Annotated in this window: 20 protein-coding genes; 11 read left to right on the forward strand and 9 right to left on the reverse strand. The window is 63.3% G+C overall.

The features are described 5' to 3' along the window. Positions 1-117: 117 nt before the first annotated feature. A complete protein-coding gene (locus ATY78_RS24245) occupies positions 118-1,296 on the forward strand; it encodes an efflux RND transporter periplasmic adaptor subunit (protein WP_088684837.1) in 1,179 nt (392 codons plus the stop codon). Then, the gene (locus ATY78_RS24250; protein ID WP_088684838.1) at positions 1,293-4,478 is read left to right on the forward strand and encodes a multidrug efflux RND transporter permease subunit; all 3,186 of its coding nucleotides are present in this window, start codon (positions 1,293-1,295) and stop codon (positions 4,476-4,478) included. The genes ATY78_RS24245 and ATY78_RS24250 overlap by 4 nt, the downstream gene beginning before the upstream one ends. A gap of 9 nt (positions 4,479-4,487) precedes the next feature. On the opposite strand, the gene ATY78_RS24255 is transcribed toward ATY78_RS24250, so the two are convergent. Then, entirely contained in the window at positions 4,488-5,264 is a 777-nt protein-coding gene (locus ATY78_RS24255; protein ID WP_190237515.1) for a metallophosphoesterase family protein, read from the reverse strand. A 163-nt stretch (positions 5,265-5,427) separates the two neighbouring features. On the opposite strand from ATY78_RS24255, the gene ATY78_RS24260 reads away from it, so the two are divergent. Then, positions 5,428-6,552 (forward strand): acyl-CoA dehydrogenase family protein, encoded by a 1,125-nt coding sequence (locus tag ATY78_RS24260; RefSeq protein WP_088684839.1) that lies wholly within the window; start codon positions 5,428-5,430, stop codon positions 6,550-6,552. A 44-nt stretch (positions 6,553-6,596) separates the two neighbouring features. Here the strand turns inward: ATY78_RS24260 and ATY78_RS24265 are convergent, their stop codons facing one another. Together ATY78_RS24265 and ATY78_RS24270 are read right to left on the reverse strand one after the other, a co-directional pair. Further along, the gene (locus tag ATY78_RS24265) at positions 6,597-7,061 is read right to left on the reverse strand and encodes an Rrf2 family transcriptional regulator (RefSeq protein ID WP_088684840.1); all 465 of its coding nucleotides are present in this window, start codon (positions 7,059-7,061) and stop codon (positions 6,597-6,599) included. Between the two features lie 165 nt (positions 7,062-7,226). Then, positions 7,227-8,015, reverse strand: a complete 789-nt coding sequence (locus ATY78_RS24270) for an SDR family oxidoreductase (protein ID WP_088684841.1) — start codon at positions 8,013-8,015, stop codon at positions 7,227-7,229. Between the two features lie 140 nt (positions 8,016-8,155). Here ATY78_RS24270 and ATY78_RS24275 point away from each other — a divergent pair, with 140 nt between their 5' ends. Beyond that, positions 8,156-8,926, forward strand: a complete 771-nt coding sequence (locus tag ATY78_RS24275) for a TIM barrel protein (RefSeq protein ID WP_088684842.1) — start codon at positions 8,156-8,158, stop codon at positions 8,924-8,926. On the opposite strand, the gene ATY78_RS24280 is transcribed toward ATY78_RS24275, so the two are convergent. Then, positions 8,923-9,456, reverse strand: coding sequence for a hypothetical protein (locus tag ATY78_RS24280; protein WP_088684898.1), 534 nt, complete (start codon positions 9,454-9,456; stop codon positions 8,923-8,925). The two genes, ATY78_RS24275 and ATY78_RS24280, sit on opposite strands and share 4 nt — an antisense overlap. An 89-nt stretch (positions 9,457-9,545) precedes the next feature. On the opposite strand from ATY78_RS24280, the gene ATY78_RS24285 reads away from it, so the two are divergent. Next, positions 9,546-10,019: a cupin domain-containing protein gene (locus ATY78_RS24285; protein ID WP_088684843.1), complete on the forward strand. Its 474-nt coding sequence runs from the start codon at positions 9,546-9,548 to the stop codon at positions 10,017-10,019. A 6-nt stretch (positions 10,020-10,025) separates the two neighbouring features. On the opposite strand, the gene ATY78_RS24290 is transcribed toward ATY78_RS24285, so the two are convergent. From ATY78_RS24290 to ATY78_RS24310, 5 genes are all read right to left on the reverse strand, one after another. Further along, positions 10,026-11,135 carry a sn-glycerol-3-phosphate import ATP-binding protein UgpC gene (locus tag ATY78_RS24290; protein ID WP_088684844.1) on the reverse strand — a complete coding sequence of 370 codons (1,110 nt, stop codon included), beginning with the start codon at positions 11,133-11,135 and terminating at the stop codon, positions 10,026-10,028. A gap of 12 nt (positions 11,136-11,147) precedes the next feature. Further along, positions 11,148-12,062, reverse strand: a complete 915-nt coding sequence (locus ATY78_RS24295) for an ABC transporter permease subunit (protein WP_088684845.1) — start codon at positions 12,060-12,062, stop codon at positions 11,148-11,150. Positions 12,063-12,072: 10 nt separating this feature from the next. Continuing rightward, positions 12,073-12,957 (reverse strand): sugar ABC transporter permease, encoded by an 885-nt coding sequence (locus ATY78_RS24300; protein WP_088684846.1) that lies wholly within the window; start codon positions 12,955-12,957, stop codon positions 12,073-12,075. Between the two features lie 127 nt (positions 12,958-13,084). Beyond that, positions 13,085-14,440, reverse strand: coding sequence for an extracellular solute-binding protein (locus tag ATY78_RS24305; RefSeq protein ID WP_088684847.1), 1,356 nt, complete (start codon positions 14,438-14,440; stop codon positions 13,085-13,087). A gap of 362 nt (positions 14,441-14,802) precedes the next feature. Beyond that, a complete protein-coding gene (locus ATY78_RS24310) occupies positions 14,803-16,008 on the reverse strand; it encodes an ROK family transcriptional regulator (RefSeq protein ID WP_088684848.1) in 1,206 nt (401 codons plus the stop codon). 228 nt (positions 16,009-16,236) lie between these two features. Here ATY78_RS24310 and ATY78_RS24315 point away from each other — a divergent pair, with 228 nt between their 5' ends. From ATY78_RS24315 to ugpC, 6 genes are all read left to right on the forward strand, one after another. After that, entirely contained in the window at positions 16,237-17,475 is a 1,239-nt protein-coding gene (locus ATY78_RS24315) for an extracellular solute-binding protein (protein WP_088684899.1), read from the forward strand. A gap of 73 nt (positions 17,476-17,548) precedes the next feature. After that, positions 17,549-18,433 carry a sugar ABC transporter permease gene (locus ATY78_RS24320; protein ID WP_088684849.1) on the forward strand — a complete coding sequence of 295 codons (885 nt, stop codon included), beginning with the start codon at positions 17,549-17,551 and terminating at the stop codon, positions 18,431-18,433. After that, on the forward strand, positions 18,433-19,278 hold the full coding sequence (locus ATY78_RS24325; RefSeq protein WP_088684850.1) for a carbohydrate ABC transporter permease: 846 nt from the start codon (positions 18,433-18,435) through the stop codon (positions 19,276-19,278). Before ATY78_RS24320 ends, ATY78_RS24325 begins: the two co-directional genes overlap by 1 nt. Next, positions 19,275-20,297, forward strand: a complete 1,023-nt coding sequence (locus ATY78_RS24330) for an SIS domain-containing protein (protein ID WP_088684851.1) — start codon at positions 19,275-19,277, stop codon at positions 20,295-20,297. Before ATY78_RS24325 ends, ATY78_RS24330 begins: the two co-directional genes overlap by 4 nt. After that, the gene (locus tag ATY78_RS24335; protein WP_088684852.1) at positions 20,298-21,227 is read left to right on the forward strand and encodes a PfkB family carbohydrate kinase; all 930 of its coding nucleotides are present in this window, start codon (positions 20,298-20,300) and stop codon (positions 21,225-21,227) included. Next, entirely contained in the window at positions 21,224-22,303 is a 1,080-nt protein-coding gene (gene ugpC, locus ATY78_RS24340) for a sn-glycerol-3-phosphate ABC transporter ATP-binding protein UgpC (RefSeq protein ID WP_088684853.1), read from the forward strand. Before ATY78_RS24335 ends, ugpC begins: the two co-directional genes overlap by 4 nt. The last annotated feature ends 4 nt before the right edge of the window (positions 22,304-22,307 follow it).

Raw genomic sequence — 22,307 nt, forward strand, 5'->3', positions numbered from 1 at the left:
ACGCCGGGGGAAATCACGGAGGCAAAGGCCTTCGTTCAAAGCAGCAAGACAAGAACAACATCACTTCATCTTAGGTTCGGCGGCAGTCGATCGGCCGTCGCGATTGGAGGGACCGGTATGACTTACGCGCTTCGACGGATATTGGTGCTCGGCTGCATCGCCACGTTCATGCCTCTGGCCGCAATGGCCCAGGGCGCGCCGTCCGCCCCTCCTCCCGTCACCGTCGCAAAACCGGTGGTGCGCGATGTCGTCGACAATGACGAATTCATCGGCCGTTTCCAGCCGGTCGACGAAGTCTCCGTCCGCTCGCGCGTCGGCGGATACCTACAGGAAGTTCACTTCGAGGACGGCGCGCTGGTCAAACAGGGCGACCTGCTCTTCGTCATCGACCAGCGGCCGTTCATCACCGCGCTCAACCAGGCGAAGGCCACGCTCGAAGCATCGCAGTCCACCCTCGTCTTCGCCGATGCGCAGTACAAGCGCGCCCAGTCGCTGGCTTCGAGCGGCAGCCAATCCGCACAGACGCTGGACGATCGCCGCCGTGAATTCGATTCCGCCCAGGCCAATGTCCGCGGCGCTCAGGCCGCCGCCGATCGCGCCGCTCTCGACCTCGAATATACCGAGATCAAGGCGCCGCTCAGCGGCCGTATCGACCGCCGCCTGCTTTCGACCGGCAATCTCGTGCAGGCCGACCAGACGGTGCTCACCACGATCGTCTCCCTCGATCCGATCGATTTCTATTTCGACGTCGACGAGCGCCGCCTGCTGAATTTCGCCGACACCGCGCGCAAGCAGGGCAAGGACCTGCAGCTTGGCGGCGGCGGCGTCGACGTATCCGTCACCATCTCCGATCCCACGGCCAAACCTTTCATGGGGAAACTCGATTTCGCCGAGAACCGGGTCGACAATGAGAGCGGCACCATCCGCATCCGCGCCCGCCTTGCAAATCCCGATCTCGTCCTGCAGCCGGGCCTGTTCGGCCGTGTGCAGGTCGCAGCCTCCAATACCTACAAGGCCATACTCGTCCCGGACGAGGCGATCGGCTCGGACCAGAACGAACGCGTCGTTTATGTCGTCGACGCGCAAGGCAAGGTTTCGACCAAGCCGGTGCGGCCCGGACCCCGGCTCTACGGCTATCGCGTCATCCGTGAAGGCCTCGACGGCAGCGAAACGATCATCGTCAACGGCCTGATGCGGGCGCGGCCGGGCTCGACCATCACGCCTCAGATGAGCGAACTGCCGCAGGAGCGGCAGGACACGCCGCCGGAAGCCGCAAACGCGGAGAGCGGACAATGAGATTCGCCCATTTCTTCGTGGACCGGCCGATCTTTGCGGCCGTCATCTCGATCCTCTTTCTCGTCGTCGGCGGCATCGCCTATACGCAGCTGCCGGTCTCCCAATATCCGGAGATTGCGCCGCCCACCATCGTCGTGCGCACCTCCTATCCAGGCGCCGACCCGCAGACCATCGCCGACACCGTTTCGACCCCGCTCGAACAGCAGATCAACGGCGTCGAAGACATGCTGTACATGTCGTCCTATTCCAGCGCCGACGGCGCCATGTCGCTGACGATCACCTTCAAGCTCGGCACCGATCTCGACAAGGTGCAGGTACTGGTCCAGAACCGCGTTTCCATCGCCCTTCCCCGTCTTCCCGAGGAGGTTCAGCGGCTCGGCGTGACCACGGACAAGAGCTCGCCCGACCTGATGATGGTAGTGCACCTCCTGTCGCCGTCGCACCGTTATGACCAGCTTTACGTCTCGAACTATGCCCGCAACCGCATCCGCGACGTGCTCGTGCGCCTCGATGGCGTCGGCGACGTGCAGATCTTCGGCGAACGGCAGTATTCGATGCGCATCTGGCTGGATCCGGAAAAACTCTCCGCCTACGGCATGACCTCGGATGACGTCGTCTCCGCCCTGAGAGACCAGAATGTCCAGGTATCGGGCGGCAAGATCGGCGCGCCGCCCGTGACCGGCAGGAACGCCTTCGAATATACGGTGCGAACGGACGGGCGCTTCTCCGATGTGCGCGAATTCCGCTATGTCATCGTGAAATCGACGGGAGCGGGCCGGCTCGTACAGTTGCAGGATGTCGCCCGCATCGAGCTCGGCGCGCAGGACTACGTCACCAACAGCTATCTCAACAACGACCCTGCGGTCGCTCTCGGCATTTTCGCCCGGCCGGGAACCAACGCTCTCGATACGGCCCATCAGGTCCAGACGCTGATGAAGGATATCTCCCAGAATTTCCCGGAGGGCCTGGAATATCGCATCGTCTACGACACGACCGAATTCATCTCGGATTCGATCGATGAGGTCTACAGAACCATCGCCGAAGCGGCCATCCTGGTGGCGATCGTCGTTCTCGTCTTCCTGCAATCCTGGCGGACCGCGATCATCCCGATCGTCGCCATCCCCGTCTCGCTGATCGGCACCTTCGCCGTTCTGCTCGCCTTCGGCTTTTCGCTCAACATGCTCACACTCTTCGGCCTCGTGCTCGCCATCGGCATCGTCGTCGACGACGCGATCGTGGTGGTGGAAAACGTCGAGCGCAATCTGGCGCGCGGCATGACGCCGAAGCAGGCATCGCACGTGACGATGGACGAAGTCGGCACCGCCGTGGTGGCGATCTCGCTGGTGCTGATCGCGGTCTTCGTGCCGACGGCCTTCATCCCCGGCATATCGGGCCAGTTCTACAGGCAGTTTGCCGTGACGATCTCCGTCACGACAGCGATATCGGCATTGAACTCCCTGACGCTTTCGCCGGCGCTTGCGGGCATATTGCTGAAAGCCCATGATCACGAGACCAAGCGCAAGAGCATCGCCTCACGCCTGGGATCAGGTCTCGCAAACGGCTTCAACCGCGGCTTCGACCGGATGAGCTCGGGCTATTCCTGGGTTGTCCGGCACCTTGTCAGAAGCTGGGTGGGCCTGACCTGCTCCATGCTCGCCTTCGCCGCCCTTCTCGGCGCGACCTGGTACATGAGCACCAGGGTTCCCTCGGGTTTCATCCCGACCATGGACCAGGGTTACGCGATCGTCGTGGTGCAGCTTCCCGACGGCGCCTCGCTTGCCCGGACCGATGCCGTCGTCAAACAGGTCGGCGACATCGCCCGGACCGTGCCCGGCGTCGGCAATGCCGTGCAGTTTGCCGGTTTCAGCGGAGCGACGTTCACCAATGCCTCGAATGCGGGCGTCGTCTTCGTTCCGTTCAAATCCTTCGCCGAACGCGAGGAAGGCGGAGAAAACGCCAACAAGATCATCGGTGAGCTCTTCGGCAAGCTGCAGAGCATCCAGGAAGCCTTCATCATCGCCATCCCACCGCCATCCGTGCGCGGTGTGGGCAATTCCGGCGGCTTCAAGATGCAGATTTCCGACCTCGAAAATCCCGACATGACGCGCGTGCTGGGCCTTGCCCGCCAGATGATGGGGGCCGCCGCGACGACCGAAGGGCTGACCGGCGTCTTTACGACATTCTCCGACGCCAGCCCGCAATATTTCCTCTCGATCGACCGCGACAAGGCGCGCTTCCTGAACGTGCCGATCCCCAATATCTTCAATGCGCTTTCGATCAATCTCGGCGTCGCCTACGTGAACGATTTCAACGCGTTCGGCCGCGTTTACCAGGTTCGCGCCCAGGCCGACCGGCAATACCGCATGGATAGGGAAGATATTCTCGCCCTGAAGGTACGCTCGGCCACCGGCGCACTGGTGCCTCTCGGCACCCTGATGGATATTCAGGATTCCAGCGGCCCGGCGCTCGTGCAGCGCTACAACATGTATGTCTCGGTGCCGCTTCAGGGCAATCCGACGCCCGGCACCTCGACGGGCGATGCCCTGAAGAAGATGGAGGAACTGGCGGCCAAGATCCTTCCGCCCGGGACGACCTTCGAATGGACGGAACTCGCCTATCAGGAGACCCATACCGGCAACACCGCCGTCTACATCTTCGCCCTCTCCGTCATTTTCGTCTTCCTGGCGCTGGCGGCCCAATATGAAAGCTGGGTTCTGCCGCTCGCGATCATTCTCATCGTCCCGCTCGCCGTGCTCGCCGCACTGATCGGCGTCTCGCTGAGAGGAATGGACAACAACGTCCTGACGCAGATCGGTCTGATCGTCCTGATCGGCTTGGCGGCCAAGAACGCCATTCTGATCGTCGAATTCGCCAGGCAGGCGGAAGAGGAAGGCAAGTCGCCGGTGGAGGCCGCCATCGAGGCGAGCCACCTTCGCCTGCGCCCGATCCTGATGACGGCATTCGCCTTCATCTTCGGCGTTCTGCCGCTTGCCATCGCCACCGGCCCCGGCGCCGAGATGCGCCAGTCGCTCGGCACCGCCGTCTTTTCGGGCATGCTCGGCGTGACGATCTTCGGCCTGTTCCTGACGCCGGTCTTCTACGTCGTGCTGCGCGGCTGGCGCCGCCGCCGACCGGCCGAAACGCCGGCCGAGGCCGTTCCAGCAGAGAGGGAAACGGTTTGAAACGACAGGTCAGGTGGAAAACAGATGCACCTGGCCCTGCCAGAAACGGGCGGCGGTGAGCTTGCCGCTGCGATAGGCGCGCGTATCGAGATTGAGCCGCCTCCGCCGGATATCGGGCTCGTCGTTCGGCGTATGGCCGTGGACGACGAGCTTCGGCAGGGGCACCCTGCTTTCCAGAAAACGGTGGCGGATGAGGACCAGGTCCTCGTCCGTTTGCGCGGCAAGCGGCAGCGCAGGATCGATGCCGGCGTGCACGAAGACCGCATGGGGCGTGTCCAGCATCACGGGCATCGCCCGCATGAAATCGATATGCGTGCGCGGCAGCGAATGACGGATGAAAGCGTCGAGCTTCGCGCCGGACGGGAAGATCAGCGGCAGATGCTCCGGATCGAGGCCATAGGACTTGAGCAGTTCCGCCGAGCCCATCCGCATCCAGTCGTCAAAGGAAGCCCAGCCGTCGATATAGTCGAGCATGGCGATTTCATGATTGCCGACAAGGCAGATGCGCTCGAAACCATCGGGCAGCGGGTCCATCAAATGGCTGATGACTTGCGCCGATTCCGGACCGCGGTCGATATAATCGCCGAGCATCACGATCAGCTTGCGCCCCGGCAGCCGCGCGCCATCGCTCAGGATCGCCTCCTCGGCTTTCACGAGCAGATCGTACCGGCCGTGAACATCGCCGATCGCATAGGTCGGGATATCGGCGATTTCAAGCGTCGGACGCGGTCTCGGCTGGCGCCCCATTTTCCAAACCTCGCTGTCGCGGGCGAGAGAGTCGCTCATCATGTGTCTCGATCAGATTGTCCCTAGTTGGCCCTAAGTAGAGCAGAGGACAAGCCGATCAAGTTGGTAAGAAAATTCAAAGCTTTCGGGTTTCGTAGAAAAACCGGCCTTATCATTCGAGGAGCAATCCCTCACTCCTGTAGCCATCGAGGAAGAGTGACCGATGGGAACGGTATCGCAGTTTCAAGATAGCCTCAGGCCTCCCGCGCATCGCATCGAAAGCGAAGAAGAGGCGATATCGACGGCCCGCGATCTCGCCGCCGCATTCCGGCGTCAGGCGAGCGAACGTGACATCAACCGCATCCTGCCGCATGCCGAATTCGACGCGCTGTCGGCGTCGGGGCTGACGGCAATCACCGTTCCGCCCGAATATGAAGGGCTCGACGTGTCGAACGCCCTGCTCGCCGAGATCGTGGCGATCATCGCCGAGGGCGACGCCTCGATCGGCGAGGGGCTGGAAAACCATTTCTGCGTGCTGGAGACGCTGCGCATCCAGGCCTCGGAGGATCTGAAGGCATCGCTGTTTGCCCGCGCGCTGCTCGGCGACCGCTTCGCCGCCGCAACTATCGCCGAGGGCGCCGAACTATCGGCCGAAGGGCCGGGTTATCACCTCAGCGGGCGCACACGGCAGGCGCCCGGCATCCTCTTCGCCGATTGGATCGCCGCTGCCGCCACCGCCCCGCCCAGCCGCCCGGTCACGCTCTACCTCGCATGCGCCCACGAAGGCATCCAGGTTGTCGACGATTGGGACGGCTTCGGCCAGCGCACGAACGGATCGGCGACAGCGATCGTCGGCCAGTTCCACGTCAATGCCGATACGATCGCGCCTGCCCCCTCCTTCGAATATTCGACCGGCGTCTCGCTCGCCCTGCTGCTCAAGGCCGGCGTGAGCCTCGGCATCGCGCGCGCCGCATGGACGGACCTGTTGAACACGATCGGCGACCGCACCACCGTCCTCGCACGGCTCGGCGAACACGCCATGCGCATCGAAACGACGGCGGCAGCCCTGGAACGGGCCGGCCGCAAACTCGACATCGCTCAGGTCAATCCTGTGGAAGCCGCGATGGCGGACGCGCACTTCTCCACGTCGGCGGCCGCGATCGCCGCTGGCGAAACGGCGCTCGCCACTGCAAACGCGCTGTTCGAACTTGCCGGGCAAACATCGGCCGGCATCGGGCTCAATCTCGACCGCCATTGGCGCAACGCCCGCATCCACGCGCTGTCGCTGCCGAGAGATAGACTGCTACGCGCGGCCGGCGACTCTGTCACGAAGCCCGACGAGGCTTGACGTCATCCGGCACTGCGCCGCGGTTTTGGGTGGAAATCAGCAGATCAGCTGGCGGCGGAGATCGGAAATTCTTCCTTCTCGGCTTCGATGCGGCCGCCGTCGGAAACGAATTGTTCGAGGCTCATATTGTCGAGAATGGCGGCGATCGCGTCCCGGACATCGGTCATCGAGCGCCGCACCTGACAGGTTTCCGGATCGGCGCAGTCGTCGCAGGCCTCGAAAGCCGTGCGGCTGGCGCAGCGGATCGGCGCCAACGGCCCGTCCAATGTGCGGATGACGTGACCGATGCGGATTTCCGAGGCCGGCCGCGACAGGGAATAGCCCCCGCCCGGTCCCTTCTTCGAGCGCAGGATGCCGACATTGCGCAGTTCGAGCAGGATCGTATCGAGGAACTTCTTCGGGATATTGTTGCGTGACGCGATGTCGTTGATGAAGGCGGTTTCTCCCGGCGCCAGCCGCGCCAGATCGACCAGCGCCTTCAGCCCGTATTTTCCCTTTTTCGTCAGCATCGTCGTCGCCTTGTGGAAATCGCAGTATTCACCCTGCCCAATAGCAGGCAAATAGCGCCAAACGCGTGAACATACAATAAAATAGCTATTATTTATAGCTTATATTGGCAACGTCCACAGGCCGAACCCGCAACTCTACAAAGAACCGGCTGCCGTCAACCACGCTCAGATCGTCTTCAGCATGCCGCCGTCGACGAAATAGGTCGAGCCGATGCAGTAGCTCGCACGCTCCGAACTCAGGAAGACGAAGACGTTTGCCAGTTCCTCGGGCGTGCCGAAACGTTTGGAAGCGGCGTGTTCGTTGGCGACGCTCTGCAGGTAGCCTTCCCAGTTGCCGCCGCTTTCGGCCGTCAGCTGCTTGGCGGTCTTGATCCAGTCGGGCGTCAGGATCAGCCCGGCATTGACGCAGTTGACGCGGATATTGTCCTGGATGAGTTCGGTCGAAAGCGTCTTCGAAAACATCATCAATGCCGATTTGCTGACATTGTAGATCGGTTCGTACCACAGCGGCTGGACGGCGCAAATGGAGGCATTGTGCAGGATCACTCCACCGCCGCGTTTCTTCATCTGCGGCGCGATGCCGCGCGCAAGCCTGACGGCGGCCATCACATGCAGGTCCCAATAGGCCTGCCACTTCTCGTCCGGCGCCTCCATGACGGTCTCGTTCGATCCGGTGCCGGCGTTGTTGATGAGGATATCGGCGCCGCCCTTTTCGGCAGCCGCCGCAATGATCGCCTCCGTTCCCGCAGCCGTCGCGACGTCGGCAACGACGGCGGTGGCGCTGACGCCGAATTTCTCGGCAATGCGGGCGGCCTCCGCCTCCAGACGATCGCCGCCGCGCGCAGCCAGCACGAGATCCGCGCCCTCAGCCGCCAGCCCCTCGGCGATCGCCAGCCCGATGCCGACAGACGCGCCCGTTATGACGGCGATCTTTCCCTTCAATCCCAGATCCATGTCTTCCTCCCGAAGCGGCCAGCGACCCTGACCATATAGGACGAGTGTTTCGCCAATGAATCCGGGCGTCAAGCATCCAAACGCCTCTTGCGGCAGGCTCCGTTCTGTCGCAGCCTGCATCCGCACCGGGAGGAATTTTCATGCGACGTTATTCAGCCTGCATCGAATGGCTGTTTGCCGAAGGTGGCGACAGCTTTCCCGACCGCATCCGCCGCGCCCATGCCGGCGGCCTGACGGCGGCCGAATTCTGGCGCTGGACCGACAAGGATCTGGATGCGATCGAGGCGGCGCTGAAGGAAACCGGTGTCGTCGTCACCAGCCTCGTCGCCGAGCCGATGATCGCGCTGACCGATGCCACCAACCGGCAGACCTGGCTGGCGGGCCTTGCCGAATCCGTCACTGTTGCCAAGCGTCTCGGCGCGCCGGTGTTGATCGCCCAGGCCGGCGACGATCTCCCCGGCCGCAGCCGTGAAGAACAGCGCCGGGCGCTCACCGAAACACTGAAAGCAGCCGCCGATATCTTGAAAGGCAGCGGTGTGCGGCTCGGCGTCGAGCCGCTCAACATCCGCATCGACCATGTCGGCTATTTCCTCGATTCGACCCGCGAAGGCCTCGACATCGTCGACGACGTCGCCCACCCCGAGATCGGCATCGTCTACGACATTTACCATTCCGCCGTGATGGACGAACGCACCGAAGACGTGCTGGACGGCCGTCTCGACCGTGTTTTCCACGTCCATGTCGCCGATCACCCCGGCCGCAACGAACCGGGCTCCGGCGGCATCGACCTCGCCCATCGACTCAACTGGATCTTCGCCAACGGCTATGACGGCGCCGTCGGCCTGGAATACCGACCGACCACATCCGGCGCGGACGCGGTCAGGGCCGCGATTGCCTCGCTCGGCGGCTAAGCTGAGCCGGCTTCCGCGAAGGCTTCGAGCTCCGGGTCGAATTCGACCTCGACGACGTTGTTGAAAACGGCGGTCGCCAGCATGATGCCGGCAAAGGCAACGAGATCGACGAGCGCCTTGGTCTCGTAGCGCTCTTTCAGCTCCGCCCAGAGCTCGGCCGGAACGGCGTTGGAATCGGCGACAACAGCCCTGCCGAAGGCGGCGAGCAGCGCTTCCGCCTGGGAAAGCTCCAGCGCGTCGGGATTAAAACCCTTGTTGATCAAGGCACGGCGAAAGAAGGTGACGGCGATCTTCGATTTCGCCGCCTTCGAGATCGCAAGCGAGAAGATCCAGATCTCCCGGTCGCTGATGACCGGATCGAGTTCGGCCCGCAGCGTGAACCATTCGGCGTAGATGCGATGGGCGACCGGCGAATGCAGCAGCGTCCGCTTCATGTTGGTCATGCGCCCGCGCAGCCTGATTTCCTCGTCATGCGCGGCCCGAACCTCTGGCGAAGCGGTATCGTAATCGATCTGCGGGAGATGGCTCATTGGCTGCTCTTTCTGATGCCTGAGGTAAATCCGCTTGGCCATCGTGCGGCTCCCGCCTAGATTGATCAAATCCAAGGTGGAGGCAAGGCATGAGCGGCGACCACGAGCATTCTCACATCGACTGGCGCGAACACGGCGTCAAGGTCATTCCCGGCAATTCGCTCGATCCGAACACCGCACAGACACCGGGCATGAACCGCGCCACCGCAATCAACCATGCGCGCGCCGGCGCCGAGAAGATCTGGGCCGGCACGGTGACGATCCATGCCAATGCCAAGACCGGCGCCCACCATCACGGCGATCTCGAAAGCATCATCTACGTCGTCAAGGGCAAGGCCCGCATGCGCTGGGGCGAGCATCTGGAATATACGGCCGAGGCCGGCCCCGGCGATTTCATCTACGTCCCGCCCTTCGTGCCGCACCAGGAGATCAATGCCAGCCGCGACGAGACGCTGGAATGCGTGCTCGTCCGCTCAGGCCAGGAATCGGTCGTCGTCAACCTGGATATCGAACCGGTCGAGAAACCGGAAGACGTCCCCTGGATCGATCCCATCCACCGCTGACGCCGCTCAGGCGTGAACGGCACCGGCGCTGTTCATGGCGGGGTTCTCGATGATCCGACCGGTGTCGGCGGCATAGAGGTGGATCGCATTGTGATCGATCGCGATGCCGATCGGATCACCCGATTTCACCGTCACCGCCTCGGTCAGCGCCACGGCAAAGGGCAGCCCGTCGAAATCGGCGTGAACGACGCGGCTTGCGCCGAGCTCTTCGATGAAATCGGCCGTTGCCACCAATGCGCCGGGCGCATCCGGCGCGACCAGCCGGGCAGCCTCGGCGCGCATGCCGAGCACGACGCGTTTGCCCTTCAGCGGTGCGGCGCGTTCGCGCGGGAGCGCAATTTTGCGGGTCTGGTCGTAGACGAAGACGCCTTCATCGTTGATCGTGCCTTCGAGCAGGTTCATCGCCGGCGTGCCGACGAAACCGGCGACGAAGCGCGAGACCGGATGATGATAGACCTCTTCCGGCGTGCCGACCTGCTCCACCCTGCCGCCGTTCATCACCACCAGCCGGTCGGCCAGCGTCATCGCCTCCGTCTGGTCATGCGTGACGAAGATCGAGGTGGCGCCGAGGCGCCGGTGGAGACGGCGGATTTCGGCGCGCATGGCGATGCGCAGCTTGGCATCGAGGTTCGACAGCGGCTCGTCGAAGAGGAACACCTTCGGCTCGCGGATCATCGCGCGCCCCATGGCGACGCGCTGACGCTGGCCGCCGGAAAGAGCGGCGGGGCGGCGGTCGAGGAAAGGTTCGAGGCTGAGCGCCTTGGCGACTTCGGCGATGCGCCGATTGCGCTCCGCCTTCGCGACGCCCGCGACCTTCAAGGCGTAGCCGATATTCTCGGCGACCGTCATATGCGGATAGAGCGCGTAGTTCTGGAACACCATGGCGCAGCCGCGCTCGCGCGGCTCCAGCTTGTTGACGACGCGGCCATCTATGGCGATTTCGCCGCCGCTGATTTCCTCCAGGCCGGCGATCATGCGCAGCAGCGTGGACTTGCCGCAGCCGGAGGGGCCGAGGATGACGATGAATTCGCCGGACTGGATCTCCAGATCGACGCCATGAACGACGGGATGTTTGCCGTAGCTCTTCTTCACATCACGGATTGAGATCGGTGCCACAGGACTGTTCCTTCACTTCTCGGTGGAGATGAGGCCACGCACGAACCAGCGCTGCATCAGGATGACGAGCACCAGCGGCGGCGACATGATGATAAGTGTGCCTGCCATGGCGACGTTCCAGTCGGGCAGGCCGAATTCGGACGGGATGAGGGTCTTGAGCTGCGTCACCGCAATGCCGAAATTCGGATCGGTGGTGACGAGCAGCGGCCAGAGATACTGGTTCCAGGCCCAGACGAACATGATGGTGAAGAGCGCGATCATGTTGGAGCGCGACAGCGGCAGCAATATATCGATGAAGAAGCGGACGGCGCCGGCGCCGTCCATCTTCGTGGCCTCGGCGAGTTCGTCGGGAACGGTCAGGTAGAACTGGCGGTAGAGGAAGGTGCCGGTCGCGGTGGCGACGAGCGGCGCCACGAGGCCGGTATAGGAATTCAGCAGGCCCCATTCGAGCTTGATCTGGATGCCGGACACCCAGGCGACGAGCGCGGTAATTCCCGTGATATCGAGGATCGCCTGGAACGGCGCCAGTGCATTGGCAGCAATCGAATAGGTCGGCACGATGCGGACTTCGAGCGGCAGCATCAGGGTGATGAAGATGATCCAGAAGATCAGATACCGGCCGCGGAAGCGGAAATAGACGATCGAGAAGGCGGCCATCGCGGAAAGGATGACCTTGCCGGCGGCGACCGACGTGGCGAAGATGATGCTGTGAAGCAGCTTGTTGCCGAGATCGGCGCGCACCCAGGCTTCATGCGCGTTTTCCCAGAAATGCGAGCTCGGCATCAGCGGCAACGGCACGCGATTGACCGTCTCCAGATCGAGCGTCGATGCGATGATGACGATGGCGAAAGGCAGAAGCGCGATCACCATGCCGAGCGCCAGGAGCGTGTAGCAGACGAAATTGAATATCGGCGTGCGTTCGATCATGTCCGCGACCTCACTTGTAATGCACGCGCCGCTCGATGAAGCGGAACTGGAAAATGGTGAGAAGGACGACGAGCGCCATGAGGATGATCGACTGGGCGGCGGCGCCGGAATAATCGAGCCCCCTGAAGCCGTCGAAATAGATCTTGTAGACCATGAGTTCCGTCGCGCGGGCCGGGCCGCCCTGCGTCATGACGTCGACGATACCGAAAGAATCCTGGAAGCTTTCGGTGATGTTGATGACCAGCAGGAAAAACAAGGTCGGCGTCAAGAGCGGCAGCTGGAGGTCCCACATGCGGCGCAGCGGCCCCGATCCATCCATGGCGGCCGCTTCGATCAGCGAGCGGGGGATGCCCTGGAGAGCGGAGAGGAAGAAGATGAAGTTATAGCCGATATATTTCCAGGAAAAGGCGACGATGACGGCGATCATCGCGTCCTTGCCGTCAAGCGCCGGGTTCCAGAGGCCCGGCCAGACCTGATTGATGACGGAGAGAAGGCCGGCCTCCGGCGCCAGGATGAAGCGGAAGGCGAGACCGAGAGCGGGAGCGGCGATCGCGTAAGGCCAGATGAAGACCGACCGGTAGATTTTGTGGCCGCGCAGTTCACGATCCGTCAAAAGCGCCAGGATGAGCGCCAGCCCCATGGCAATGATCGTCGAGCTGAAGCCGAAGACCATGCTGCGGGTAATCGATTCCCAATAGATCGGGTCGCTGAGCAGCAGCTTGAAATTGTCGAAGCCGACCCAGGCGTTGCCGCCGCCCCATGGCTGCTCGAGCGTGAAAGCCCAATAAAGCGCCTGCGCGCTCGGCCAATAGAAGAAGACGAAGATCAGCAACAGCATCGGGAATGCGAAGAGCAGGCCGATCGTCGTCGAGGAGAAAGTGACGCGCTTTTCCATGGGTGGTCGTTTTCGCCCAGATTTGCTTTAGGCGCGGGCAACAGCTTTGCATCCGCGACCGATGAGAGAGCTTACAAAGACACACCCGGCGCGCGCAAGGCGGCCGGGTGCGGCTGATATCGGACGATCAGGGAAGCTGAACGTTCTTGTAGGTCTGCTGAAAGCGGCGCAGGAGCTGGTTGCCGCGATCGGCAGCCGAGTCGAGTGAAGCCTGGACGTCGGCATTGTTGACGAAGATCGCCTGCAGGCCGTTGGCGATCTCGGTGCGGACCTGCAGCAGGCCGCCGAGACGAATGCCCTTGGCGGCAGCGTCGCCGGCCGGGGAAATGGTCAGGCTCTGAATGGCGAGTTCACGGCCAGCATAGGGAGCCTTGTCGTAGAAGCCCTGCTTCTTCAGATATTCGAAGCCGGAGTTGCGGACCGGGATATAGCCGGTGACGGTCGACCAGGTGAGAGCTTCTTCCGGCTTTGCGATGAAGTTGAAGAAGGCAGCAGCGGCCTTGTATTCGGCGTCGGAATGGCCCTGCAGAACCCAGAGCGAAGCGCCGCCGACATAAGAGCTGTGACGGGTTGCATCACCGTAGGTCGGGAGCATGGCAACGCCCCAGTTCATGCCCTGCTTGGCGGTGCGGCCGATATTGCCGTGGTCGCCGACCGAGGTCAGGATGACCTGGCAGTCGCCGGCGGCGAAGGCTTCGACGAAGGTCTGGCCGACGGCCTTGTTCTTGATGACGGCGAGCTTGTTGTCGTACCAGGACTTGAGGTCCTTGATGTAGCTGACGAGAAGCGGGTTCTTGTTGAATACCAGCTCGGCGTCGAGGCCTTCGAAACCGTTCTTCTTCGTGGCGATCGGTTCGCCGTTTACGGCTTCGAACTGCTCGACATACTGCCAGATTTCGTTGCTGGAAATGTCGAAGGCGAGCGGGCATGCATAACCGGCGTCCTTCAGAGCCTTGAAGTCTTCACCCGCTTCCTTCCAGGTCGCCGGAGCATGATCCTTGCCGATCTTGGCGAAAGCATCCTTGTTCCAGTAGAGCAGAGCGGTCGAGGAGTTGAAGGGGAAGGAATACATCTCGCCCTTCGACGTGGCGTAGTAGCCTGATATACCCGAGAAGTAGTCGTTCCAGTCGACGGTGTAGCCCATGTCGGCCATCAGCTTGTTGGCCGGGTAGTAGGCGCCGGAGAGCATGATGTCGAGCGTGCCGGCGTCGGAAACCTGCGCGATGGTCGGCTGCTTGCCGGCGCGGAAGGCGGCAATCGTGTTCTGCAGGGAAGCGTCGTAGCTGCCCTGGCTGGTGCAGACGACTTCGTAATCGGCCTGCGACTGGTTGAAGCGATCGCACTGTTCCTGGACACGCTTTGCGATGTCACCGGAATTGCCGAACCAGAAGTCAATCTTGGTCTTTTCGGCGGCGGCAGCGGGGCCAGCAAGAAACGCTGTAGCGAGAAGGGCGCCGACGGCGCCGAGAAGCTTGGCTTGCATGAGAACCTCGAACGTAAAAGGGACGCGCAGTTTTAGCGCACGCCCATTTAGCTCGTTCAAATTGCCCCTGCCAATGAATATTACATGACATGAAATGTTCGAATTCTAGTTGTCACAAAAACGACATACAATCGTTATTCGCGAAGACGGAAAAAATATTTAGAGAATATTTGCAAAGCCTCTAAATATATTGAAAAATCTATGCATTTATATTCGAATAACCGTCATTTCCGGGAGTGTGCAATATTTAATTATATTACAGGGAAACACCTCTATTCGCGCAGTCCGAGACAAGGAAACTTGCAAAAACATTCGGATTTTTGCCTTTGCACTGCTGTGCAACGTCCGGTTTCAGCCCAAAATCAGAGGGAATCCTTCAAAATGGCCGCAAACCGCGGATCGAATGCACGGCTGATCGGCCCGGCGGCCGCTCCGAGCGCCACCGACCAGGGATCGGCCATGCCGGGCTGCAGGCGCGGCAGCGTCCGGCCGCGCCTTTCGGCGATCGAAGGCAGCAGCGGGCCGATCGCCGCAATCAACCTCTTTACCAGTGCTTCCGGCGCGCTGCCGCAGAGGATCACCGTCTGCGGATCGAAGACCGTTTCGATCAGATGGATGCTCCAGCGCAGATCCGCCGCCGCCGCCTCGATCCAGGCCTCGATGCTCGGATCGCCGCTGGAGGCGAGATCGTTGATGCGCGCATGGAGATCGGGATCGGCCGGATCGGCCGACAGGTGCTGGTAGAGCGAGGCGAGCGAGGCGCGGTGTTCGAGCGGCGTCGTTTTGCCGTCGGCAAAGAGCAGCGCCATGCCGATCTCGCCGGCATTGCCGTTGGCGCCGCGATAGAGCTCGCCATGCAGGATGAGGCCGGCGCCGATGCCGTAGCCGACGAAAAGGCAGACGGCATGGTCGAGGCCGTGGGCGGCTCCCACCATGCGCTCGGCGGTCGCCGCCGCCGCGGCATCGTTCTGCAGGCCGACATCGAGCCCGGTGCCGGCGCTCAGCGTTTCCAGCAGCGGAAACTTCTGCCAGGCCTCCATCATCCAGGGATCGTCGCCGCTGCCATCCACACCGAAAGGACCAGGCATCGCGGCGCCGAGGCCGACCAGACGTTTTTCCGACTGCTGGACAATCCCGGCAAGCCTGGAACGCACGCCGGCGACGAGATCGAGAATGACCTTGGCTCCCGTCGACGGCCCCCCTCTGGGCAGACCGGCTTCTGCGCGCACGAGAACGCTGCCGACGAGATCGACGGCGACCGCCCGCGTCACATGCCGGTCGATCTGCAGGCCGATCGCGAAAGCCCCTTCGGGCACCAGGCCATAGGGTGTCGAGGGCTGGCCCCTGCCCTTGCGCACCGCCTCCTGCGAACTGACGAGGCCGTCGCGCTCGAGCTCCTCGATGATATTCGACACCGTCTGCTTGGTCAGCCGCGTCGCGCGCGCCAGATCGGCGCGCGAGAGCGCACCGTTGATCCTCAGGGCATCGATCATCACGCGCCTGTTATGGGCGCTGGTGCCTTCGTGGTTGGTGCCGCTCTTGGCCCGGATCGGCCTGACATCATTCATGTGCAATTGCCTCTTGACTCCAATAGAATGTTGGCGAAGTAATAAGTCAAGACATTTGACTTAATAAGGGACCGGAGAGTTCCAGGGAACGCGGGAAGCCGTACAGGGCCTCCAGCGACGCTCCGAGATGACAAGCCGGCACGTTTTTTTTCACGCGTGCCTTCTCGAAAACCGATGGCGGCAAAACCGCCCTCGGCCATGCGTAAATTTCAAAAACTGGAGGCTGCAATGCTGAAATCTTTTAACAAGACGCTTTTGGGTGCGGCCTTGATCGGCGCATCCTTTGCCCCGCATGCTTTCGCCGAAACGACGCTGAACGCGCTCTTCATGGCGCAGGCCGCCTACAGCGAGGCCGACGTGCGCGCCATGACCGACGCCTTCGCCAAGGCGAACCCCGATATCAAGGTCAATCTCGAATTCGTTCCCTATGAAGGCCTGCACGACAAGACGGTGCTGGCGCAGGGTTCCGGCGGCGGTTACGACGTCGTCCTCTTCGACGTCATCTGGCCGGCCGAATACGCCACCAACAAGGTGCTGGTCGACGTCTCCTCCCGCATCACCGACGAGATGAAGAAGGGCGTGCTGCCGGGCGCCTGGACCACAGTGCAGTATGACGGCAAATATTACGGCATGCCGTGGATCCTCGACACCAAATACCTGTTCTACAACAAGGAGATCCTGGAGAAGGCCGGCATCAAGGCCCCGCCGAAGACCTGGGACGAGCTGGCCGAACAGGCAAAGACGATCAAGGACAAGGGCCTGCTCGCCACCCCGATCGCCTGGAGCTGGTCGCAGGCCGAAGCCGCCGTCTGCGACTACACCACGCTCGTCAGCGCCTATGGCGGCGATTTCCTGAAGGACGGCAAGCCCGCCTTCCAGGCCGGCGGCGGCCTCGACGCGCTGAAATACATGGTCGCGAGCTACGCATCGGGCCTGACCAACCCGAACTCCAAGGAATTCCTGGAAGAAGACGTCCGCAAGGTCTTCCAGAACGGCGATGCGGCCTTCGCGCTGAACTGGACCTACATGTACAACATGGCCAACGACCCGAAAGACAGCAAGGTCGCGGGCAAGGTCGGCGTCGTGCCGGCGCCTGGGGTGGCCGGCAAGAGCGAGGCTTCGGCCGTCAATGGGTCGATGGGCCTCGGCATCACCTCGGCAAGCCAGCATCCCGACGAGGCCTGGAAGTACATTACCTTCATGACCTCGCAGGCCACGCAGAACGCCTATGCCAAGCTCAGCCTGCCGATCTGGGCATCCTCCTATGAGGACCCCACTGTCACCAAGGGCCAGGAAGAGCTGATCTCCGCCGCCAAGGTCGGCCTCGCCGCCATGTATCCGCGCCCGACGACGCCGAAATATCAGGAACTGTCGACCGCGCTGCAACAGGCGATCCAGGAATCCCTGCTCGGCCAGTCCTCTCCCGAGGACGCGCTGAAGTCGGCCGCCGAAAACAGCGGCCTCTGAGACCGGCATGAAACCCCGGGCGGCGCCCTTCGTCGCCCGGCCTCCTCTCTTATGAATGAAAAGGGTCGCCTCGATGTCGGGCACTTGGCTGACAACCCGCGCGTGGCTTTTGATGCTGCCGCTTCTCGTGGTCATGATCTCGGTGATCGGCTGGCCTCTGGTCGATACCGTCGGCCTCTCCTTCACCGATGCCAAGCTCGTCGGCACCGAGGGCAGCTTCGTCGGCATCGACAATTACGTGAAGATGCTCTCCGGCTCGAATTTCCAGCGCACGCTCATCACCACCGCATGGTTCGCGATCGTCTCGGTCGCCGCCGAAATGGTGATCGGCGTCCTGGCCGCCCTGCTGCTGAACCAGCAATTTCGCGGCCGCACCGCGCTGCGCGCCTTGATGATCCTGCCCTGGGCGCTGCCGACCGTCGTCAACGCCACGCTCTGGCGGCTGATCTACAATCCGGAATACGGCGCGCTGAACGCCGCGTTGACCCAGCTCGGCCTGCTCGACGCCTATCGTTCCTGGCTCGGCGAACCGGGCACGGCGCTCGCCGCTCTCATCGTCGCCGACTGCTGGAAGAATTTTCCCTTAGTGGCGCTGATCGCGCTCGCCGCACTCCAGGCCGTGCCGCGCGACATCACCGCCGCCTCGCTCGTCGACGGCGCCGGTCCTTTTGCCCGCTTCCGCTTCGTCATCCTGCCCTATCTCGCCGGTCCGCTGATGGTGGCGCTGGTGCTGCGCACGATCGAAGCCTTCAAGGTGTTCGACATCATCTGGGTCATGACCCGTGGCGGGCCGGCGAACAGCACCCGCACGCTCTCGATCCTGGTCTATCAGGAAGCCTTCTCCTTCCAGCGCGCGGGCTCGGGCGCATCGCTCGCCCTGATCGTCACGCTGCTGGTGACGCTGCTCGCCGCCGGCTACGCCACGCTCGTGCGCAAGACCGCCGGGAGTGCCGCCTGATGGAACGCCGGAGCCCGCTCTTCTCAGCCTTCATTCACCTCTCGGCGCTGCTGCTCGCCGCGGTCATCCTGGCGCCGATCCTGTGGCTCTTCGTCATGAGCATTGCGCCGGCCGCAGATCTTGCCGCCAAGCCGCTGCGCTGGTGGCCGCAGGCCGTCGATTTCTCGCGATACCAGATGCTGCTGTCGACGCTCGAAAACAGCGCCGGCGCCGCCTTCACCTCGTCGCTGCGCAACAGCATCGAGGTGGCGGGCATGGCGACGATCGCCGCCATCGCGCTCGCCATTCCCGCCGGCTGGGCCGTGTCGCGCACGCCTTCCGTCGGCTGGTCGCTGTCGATGGTGATCGCCACCTACATGCTGCCGCCGGTGGCGCTTGCTGTGCCCCTCTATATGGGCCTCTCCCATCTCGGCATGCTGAACAACGTCTTCGGCCTCGCCCTCGTCTATCTGACGATCCTCGCGCCCTTCACCACCTGGCTGATGAAATCCGGCTTCGATTCCATCCCGCGCGAGATCGAGTCCGCCGCGATGATCGACGGCGCCGGCCTGTTCCAGACGCTCCGGATCATCACGCTGCCGCTCGCCGCCCCCGTGGTCGCGACCTCGAGCCTCTTCGCATTCCTGCTTGCCTGGGATGAATTCTTCTATGCGCTGCTCTTCACCTCGGACCAGCGCGCCAAGACGCTGACCGTCGCCATTGCCGATCTCGCCGGCGGCCGCGTTTCCGATTACGGATTGATCGCCACGGCAGGCGTGCTCGCCGCCCTGCCCCCGGTGCTAATCGGTCTCGTCATGCAACGCGCCCTGATTTCGGGGCTCACCAGCGGCGGCGTCAAGGGATGAACATGACAACAGAAAGAACCCGGCCCGCCGGGCTTGCGGCGATCGACCGCGAAATGGCCCGCCAGCACGCCGATGCGATCGCCTCCTATGAATCGGCCGGGCCGACGGCGGCGAGGGCCGCCGCCTCGCTTGAGAAAACCGGCCGGCTGCTCCTGATCGGCATGGGCGGTTCGCATGCCGTCAACCGCGCCGTCGAGCCGCTCTACCGCGCGCTCGGCATCGATGCCATCGCCCTGCCGCTCTCCGAACAGCTCGGCCAGCCTCTGCCGGTCGCCGGCAGGACGATCTTCGTCACCTCGCAATCCGGCGAAAGCGCCGAAGTCCTGCGCTGGTTCAACGAGACCGGCGGCACGGAGGACACCTTCGGCCTGACGCTCGAAAGCAGCTCCTTCCTGGCAAGAACCGCCCCCTCGCTGGTCGGCAGCGGCGGCACCGAACTCGCCTTTGCCGCCACCCGCAGCCTGACGGTGACCTTCGCCCTGCACCTGGCAATCCTTTCCGCCCTCGGCGAAGATCCCATAGCCGCGCTTGCCGCCCTCGGGGCTCCTGAAGAGCATGACATCACAGCCGCGCTCGCGGCACTCGAAAACGTCGCGACCGTCGTCACCTCGGGCCGCCGCCTGCAGGGTGTCGCCGAGGCTCTGGCGCTCGGATTGACGGAGCTGTCGCGCCGCCCCTGCTTTTCGCTCGAAGGCGGTCAGCTGCGCCATGGCCCGATGGAGATGCTCGGGCCTGAGATCGGCGTCGTGCTGTTTCGCGGCCAGGACGAGACGGCCGGCCTCGTTACCATCATGGCGAATTCCGCCGTTGAAACCGGCGCCCCGGTCGTCCTGTTCGATGCGTCCGGGCAGGAACCGGTCGCTGGCGCGGTGACGATCCGTTTTGCCCCGGCAACCGGCCTTGCCGTGATCTTCGCCATGCTGCCGGTCGCCCAGCGGCTGATGATCGCCTTTGCCGATGCGCGCGTCGAGAATGCCGGAACACCGGTCCGTTCAACCAAGATTACCCGGAGCGAATGAATGCGGCCGCTTGCAGTCATCGGAAACGTCAACGTCGACCTGATCCTCGGACCGGCTGCCCCCTGGCCGAAAGCCGGGACGGAGATCATCGTCGACCATGACGAACTCAGGGTCGGCGGCTCCGCCGGCAATAGCGCGCTCGCCTGGCAGGCGCTCGGCATCGAATTCGAGATCGCCGCCAATATCGGCAGCGACCAGTTCGGCCGCTGGCTCGCCGAAGCCTTCGGCCACCGCTCCGAGAATTGGCCGGTACGCCCCGAGAGAACGACGCTCTCCGTCGGCATCACCCATCCCGACGGCGAACGCACCTTTTTCACGACGACCGGCCATCTGCCACGCTTCAGCCTCGCGGATGTCTTCGCCGTCCTCGACGGCGAAAGGCTCCGCGGCGGCTACGCGCTTCTCTGCGGCGCATTCCTGACCGACGATCTGGCAAAGGAATATGACGCCTTCTTCGACTGGGCCGACAGCCATGGCATCACCGTCGCGCTCGACACCGGCTGGCCGCTCGACGGCTGGACGGACGAGAATTGCGCGGCGACACGCGCCTGGCTTTCGCGCAGCCGCATCGCGCTGCTGAACGAGGTCGAGACGACCACCCTTGCCGGCGTCGCCGACCCGATCGAGGCTGCCCGTGAAATCCGGTCGCATATGCCGGAAGGCGCAATCGTCGTCGTCAAACGCGGCCCGGACGGCGCCGTCGCGATCGGGCCGGACGGCGTCCCGGTGTCGGTGGCCGCACCCGTCGTCAAAGTCGTCGATACGATCGGCGCCGGCGATGTCTTCAACGCCGCCTTCCTCGCCGCGCTCGCGGACGGCAAGCCTCTGGCCGCCTGCCTCGCGTCAGGAACCGAGGTCGCCTCGCGCGCCATCTCCACCCTTCCCCGCAGCTACGGCGCCCCGTCATCGCTTCAGGAGCCCGTGCGATGAGCGCGCTCGATATCCAGAACATCCGCAAGACCTATGGCGAGGTCGAGACGCTGAAAGGCATCGACATCTCCTTGGAAAGCGGAGAATTCCTCGTGCTGCTCGGCTCGTCGGGCTGCGGCAAGTCCACATTGCTCAACATCATCGCCGGCCTTGCAGAGGCGACGAGCGGCGATATCAGCATCGCAGGGCGTTCGGTACTCGGTGTGCATCCGAAGGACCGCGACATCGCCATGGTCTTTCAATCCTATGCGCTCTATCCCAATCTGACAGTGCACCGGAACATCGGCTTCGGCCTGGAAATGCGGAAAGTTCCGGCGCCCGAGCGCGACAAAGCGGTGCGCGATGCGGCCAAGCTCCTGCAGATCGAAAATCTCCTCGATCGTAAGCCGAGCCAGCTTTCCGGCGGCCAGCGCCAGCGCGTCGCGATCGGCCGCGCGCTGGTGCGCAAGCCGGAAGTGTTCCTCTTCGACGAGCCGCTCTCCAATCTCGACGCCAAACTGCGCATGGAAATGCGCACCGAGATCAAGCGGCTGCACCAGATGCTGAAGACAACGGTGGTCTATGTCACCCATGACCAGATCGAGGCGATGACGCTTGCAAGCCGCATTGCCGTCATGCGCGACGGCCGCATCGAACAACTCGGAACACCGGAGGAGATCTACAATCACCCGGCAACGCTCTATGTCGCCACCTTCGTCGGCGCGCCGCCGATGAACCTGCTGAAAGCGACGGTGCGCGATGGACGGCTGGCGCTTTCAGGCGCCGATGCCGGCCTGCCCCTGCCCGCCCGCTTCCGCGAAGCGGCCGGCAATGGCCGCGACCTGATCCTCGGCATCCGTCCGGAGGCGCTCCGCCTGGACGGCGCCGGCCCTTCGATCGAGGCCACCCTTGAGGTCGCGGAGCTGACCGGCCCGGAACTCGTCGTCACCGCCTTGACGGGAAACCAACGCCTGATGGCCTGCCTGCCGCCGCGCACGCCGATCCGTGACGGCGAGACACTCACCCTCTTCTTCGACGAGGAGGCGATGCACCTCTTCGATCCGCAAACCGGTCTCAGCTGCCTGCGCGAGCGATAGGGCG

The sequence above is a fragment of the Rhizobium sp. R635 genome (assembly GCF_002211285.1).
Lineage (GTDB): Bacteria > Pseudomonadota > Alphaproteobacteria > Rhizobiales > Rhizobiaceae > Rhizobium.

Excerpts from the sequence above, each read along its gene's own strand:
- ATY78_RS24270 (WP_088684841.1), bottom strand. The coding sequence starts at position 8,015 with ATGGATCTGGGATTGAAGGGAAAGATCGCCGTCATAACGGGCGCGTCT.
- ATY78_RS24265 (WP_088684840.1), bottom strand. The coding sequence starts at position 7,061 with ATGCTGACGAAAAAGGGAAAATACGGGCTGAAGGCGCTGGTCGATCTG.
- ATY78_RS24335 (WP_088684852.1), top strand. The coding sequence starts at position 20,298 with ATGCGGCCGCTTGCAGTCATCGGAAACGTCAACGTCGACCTGATCCTC.
- ATY78_RS24260 (WP_088684839.1), top strand. The coding sequence starts at position 5,428 with ATGGGAACGGTATCGCAGTTTCAAGATAGCCTCAGGCCTCCCGCGCAT.
- ATY78_RS24310 (WP_088684848.1), bottom strand. The coding sequence starts at position 16,008 with ATGAATGATGTCAGGCCGATCCGGGCCAAGAGCGGCACCAACCACGAA.
- ugpC (WP_088684853.1), top strand. The coding sequence starts at position 21,224 with ATGAGCGCGCTCGATATCCAGAACATCCGCAAGACCTATGGCGAGGTC.
- ATY78_RS24255 (WP_190237515.1), bottom strand. The coding sequence starts at position 5,264 with ATGAGCGACTCTCTCGCCCGCGACAGCGAGGTTTGGAAAATGGGGCGC.
- ATY78_RS24325 (WP_088684850.1), top strand. The coding sequence starts at position 18,433 with ATGGAACGCCGGAGCCCGCTCTTCTCAGCCTTCATTCACCTCTCGGCG.
- ATY78_RS24250 (WP_088684838.1), top strand. The coding sequence starts at position 1,293 with ATGAGATTCGCCCATTTCTTCGTGGACCGGCCGATCTTTGCGGCCGTC.
- ATY78_RS24280 (WP_088684898.1), bottom strand. The coding sequence starts at position 9,456 with ATGAGCCATCTCCCGCAGATCGATTACGATACCGCTTCGCCAGAGGTT.
- ATY78_RS24295 (WP_088684845.1), bottom strand. The coding sequence starts at position 12,062 with ATGATCGAACGCACGCCGATATTCAATTTCGTCTGCTACACGCTCCTG.
- ATY78_RS24300 (WP_088684846.1), bottom strand. The coding sequence starts at position 12,957 with ATGGAAAAGCGCGTCACTTTCTCCTCGACGACGATCGGCCTGCTCTTC.
- ATY78_RS24245 (WP_088684837.1), top strand. The coding sequence starts at position 118 with ATGACTTACGCGCTTCGACGGATATTGGTGCTCGGCTGCATCGCCACG.
- ATY78_RS24330 (WP_088684851.1), top strand. The coding sequence starts at position 19,275 with ATGAACATGACAACAGAAAGAACCCGGCCCGCCGGGCTTGCGGCGATC.
- ATY78_RS24315 (WP_088684899.1), top strand. The coding sequence starts at position 16,237 with ATGCTGAAATCTTTTAACAAGACGCTTTTGGGTGCGGCCTTGATCGGC.
- ATY78_RS24320 (WP_088684849.1), top strand. The coding sequence starts at position 17,549 with ATGTCGGGCACTTGGCTGACAACCCGCGCGTGGCTTTTGATGCTGCCG.
- ATY78_RS24275 (WP_088684842.1), top strand. The coding sequence starts at position 8,156 with ATGCGACGTTATTCAGCCTGCATCGAATGGCTGTTTGCCGAAGGTGGC.
- ATY78_RS24305 (WP_088684847.1), bottom strand. The coding sequence starts at position 14,440 with ATGCAAGCCAAGCTTCTCGGCGCCGTCGGCGCCCTTCTCGCTACAGCG.
- ATY78_RS24285 (WP_088684843.1), top strand. The coding sequence starts at position 9,546 with ATGAGCGGCGACCACGAGCATTCTCACATCGACTGGCGCGAACACGGC.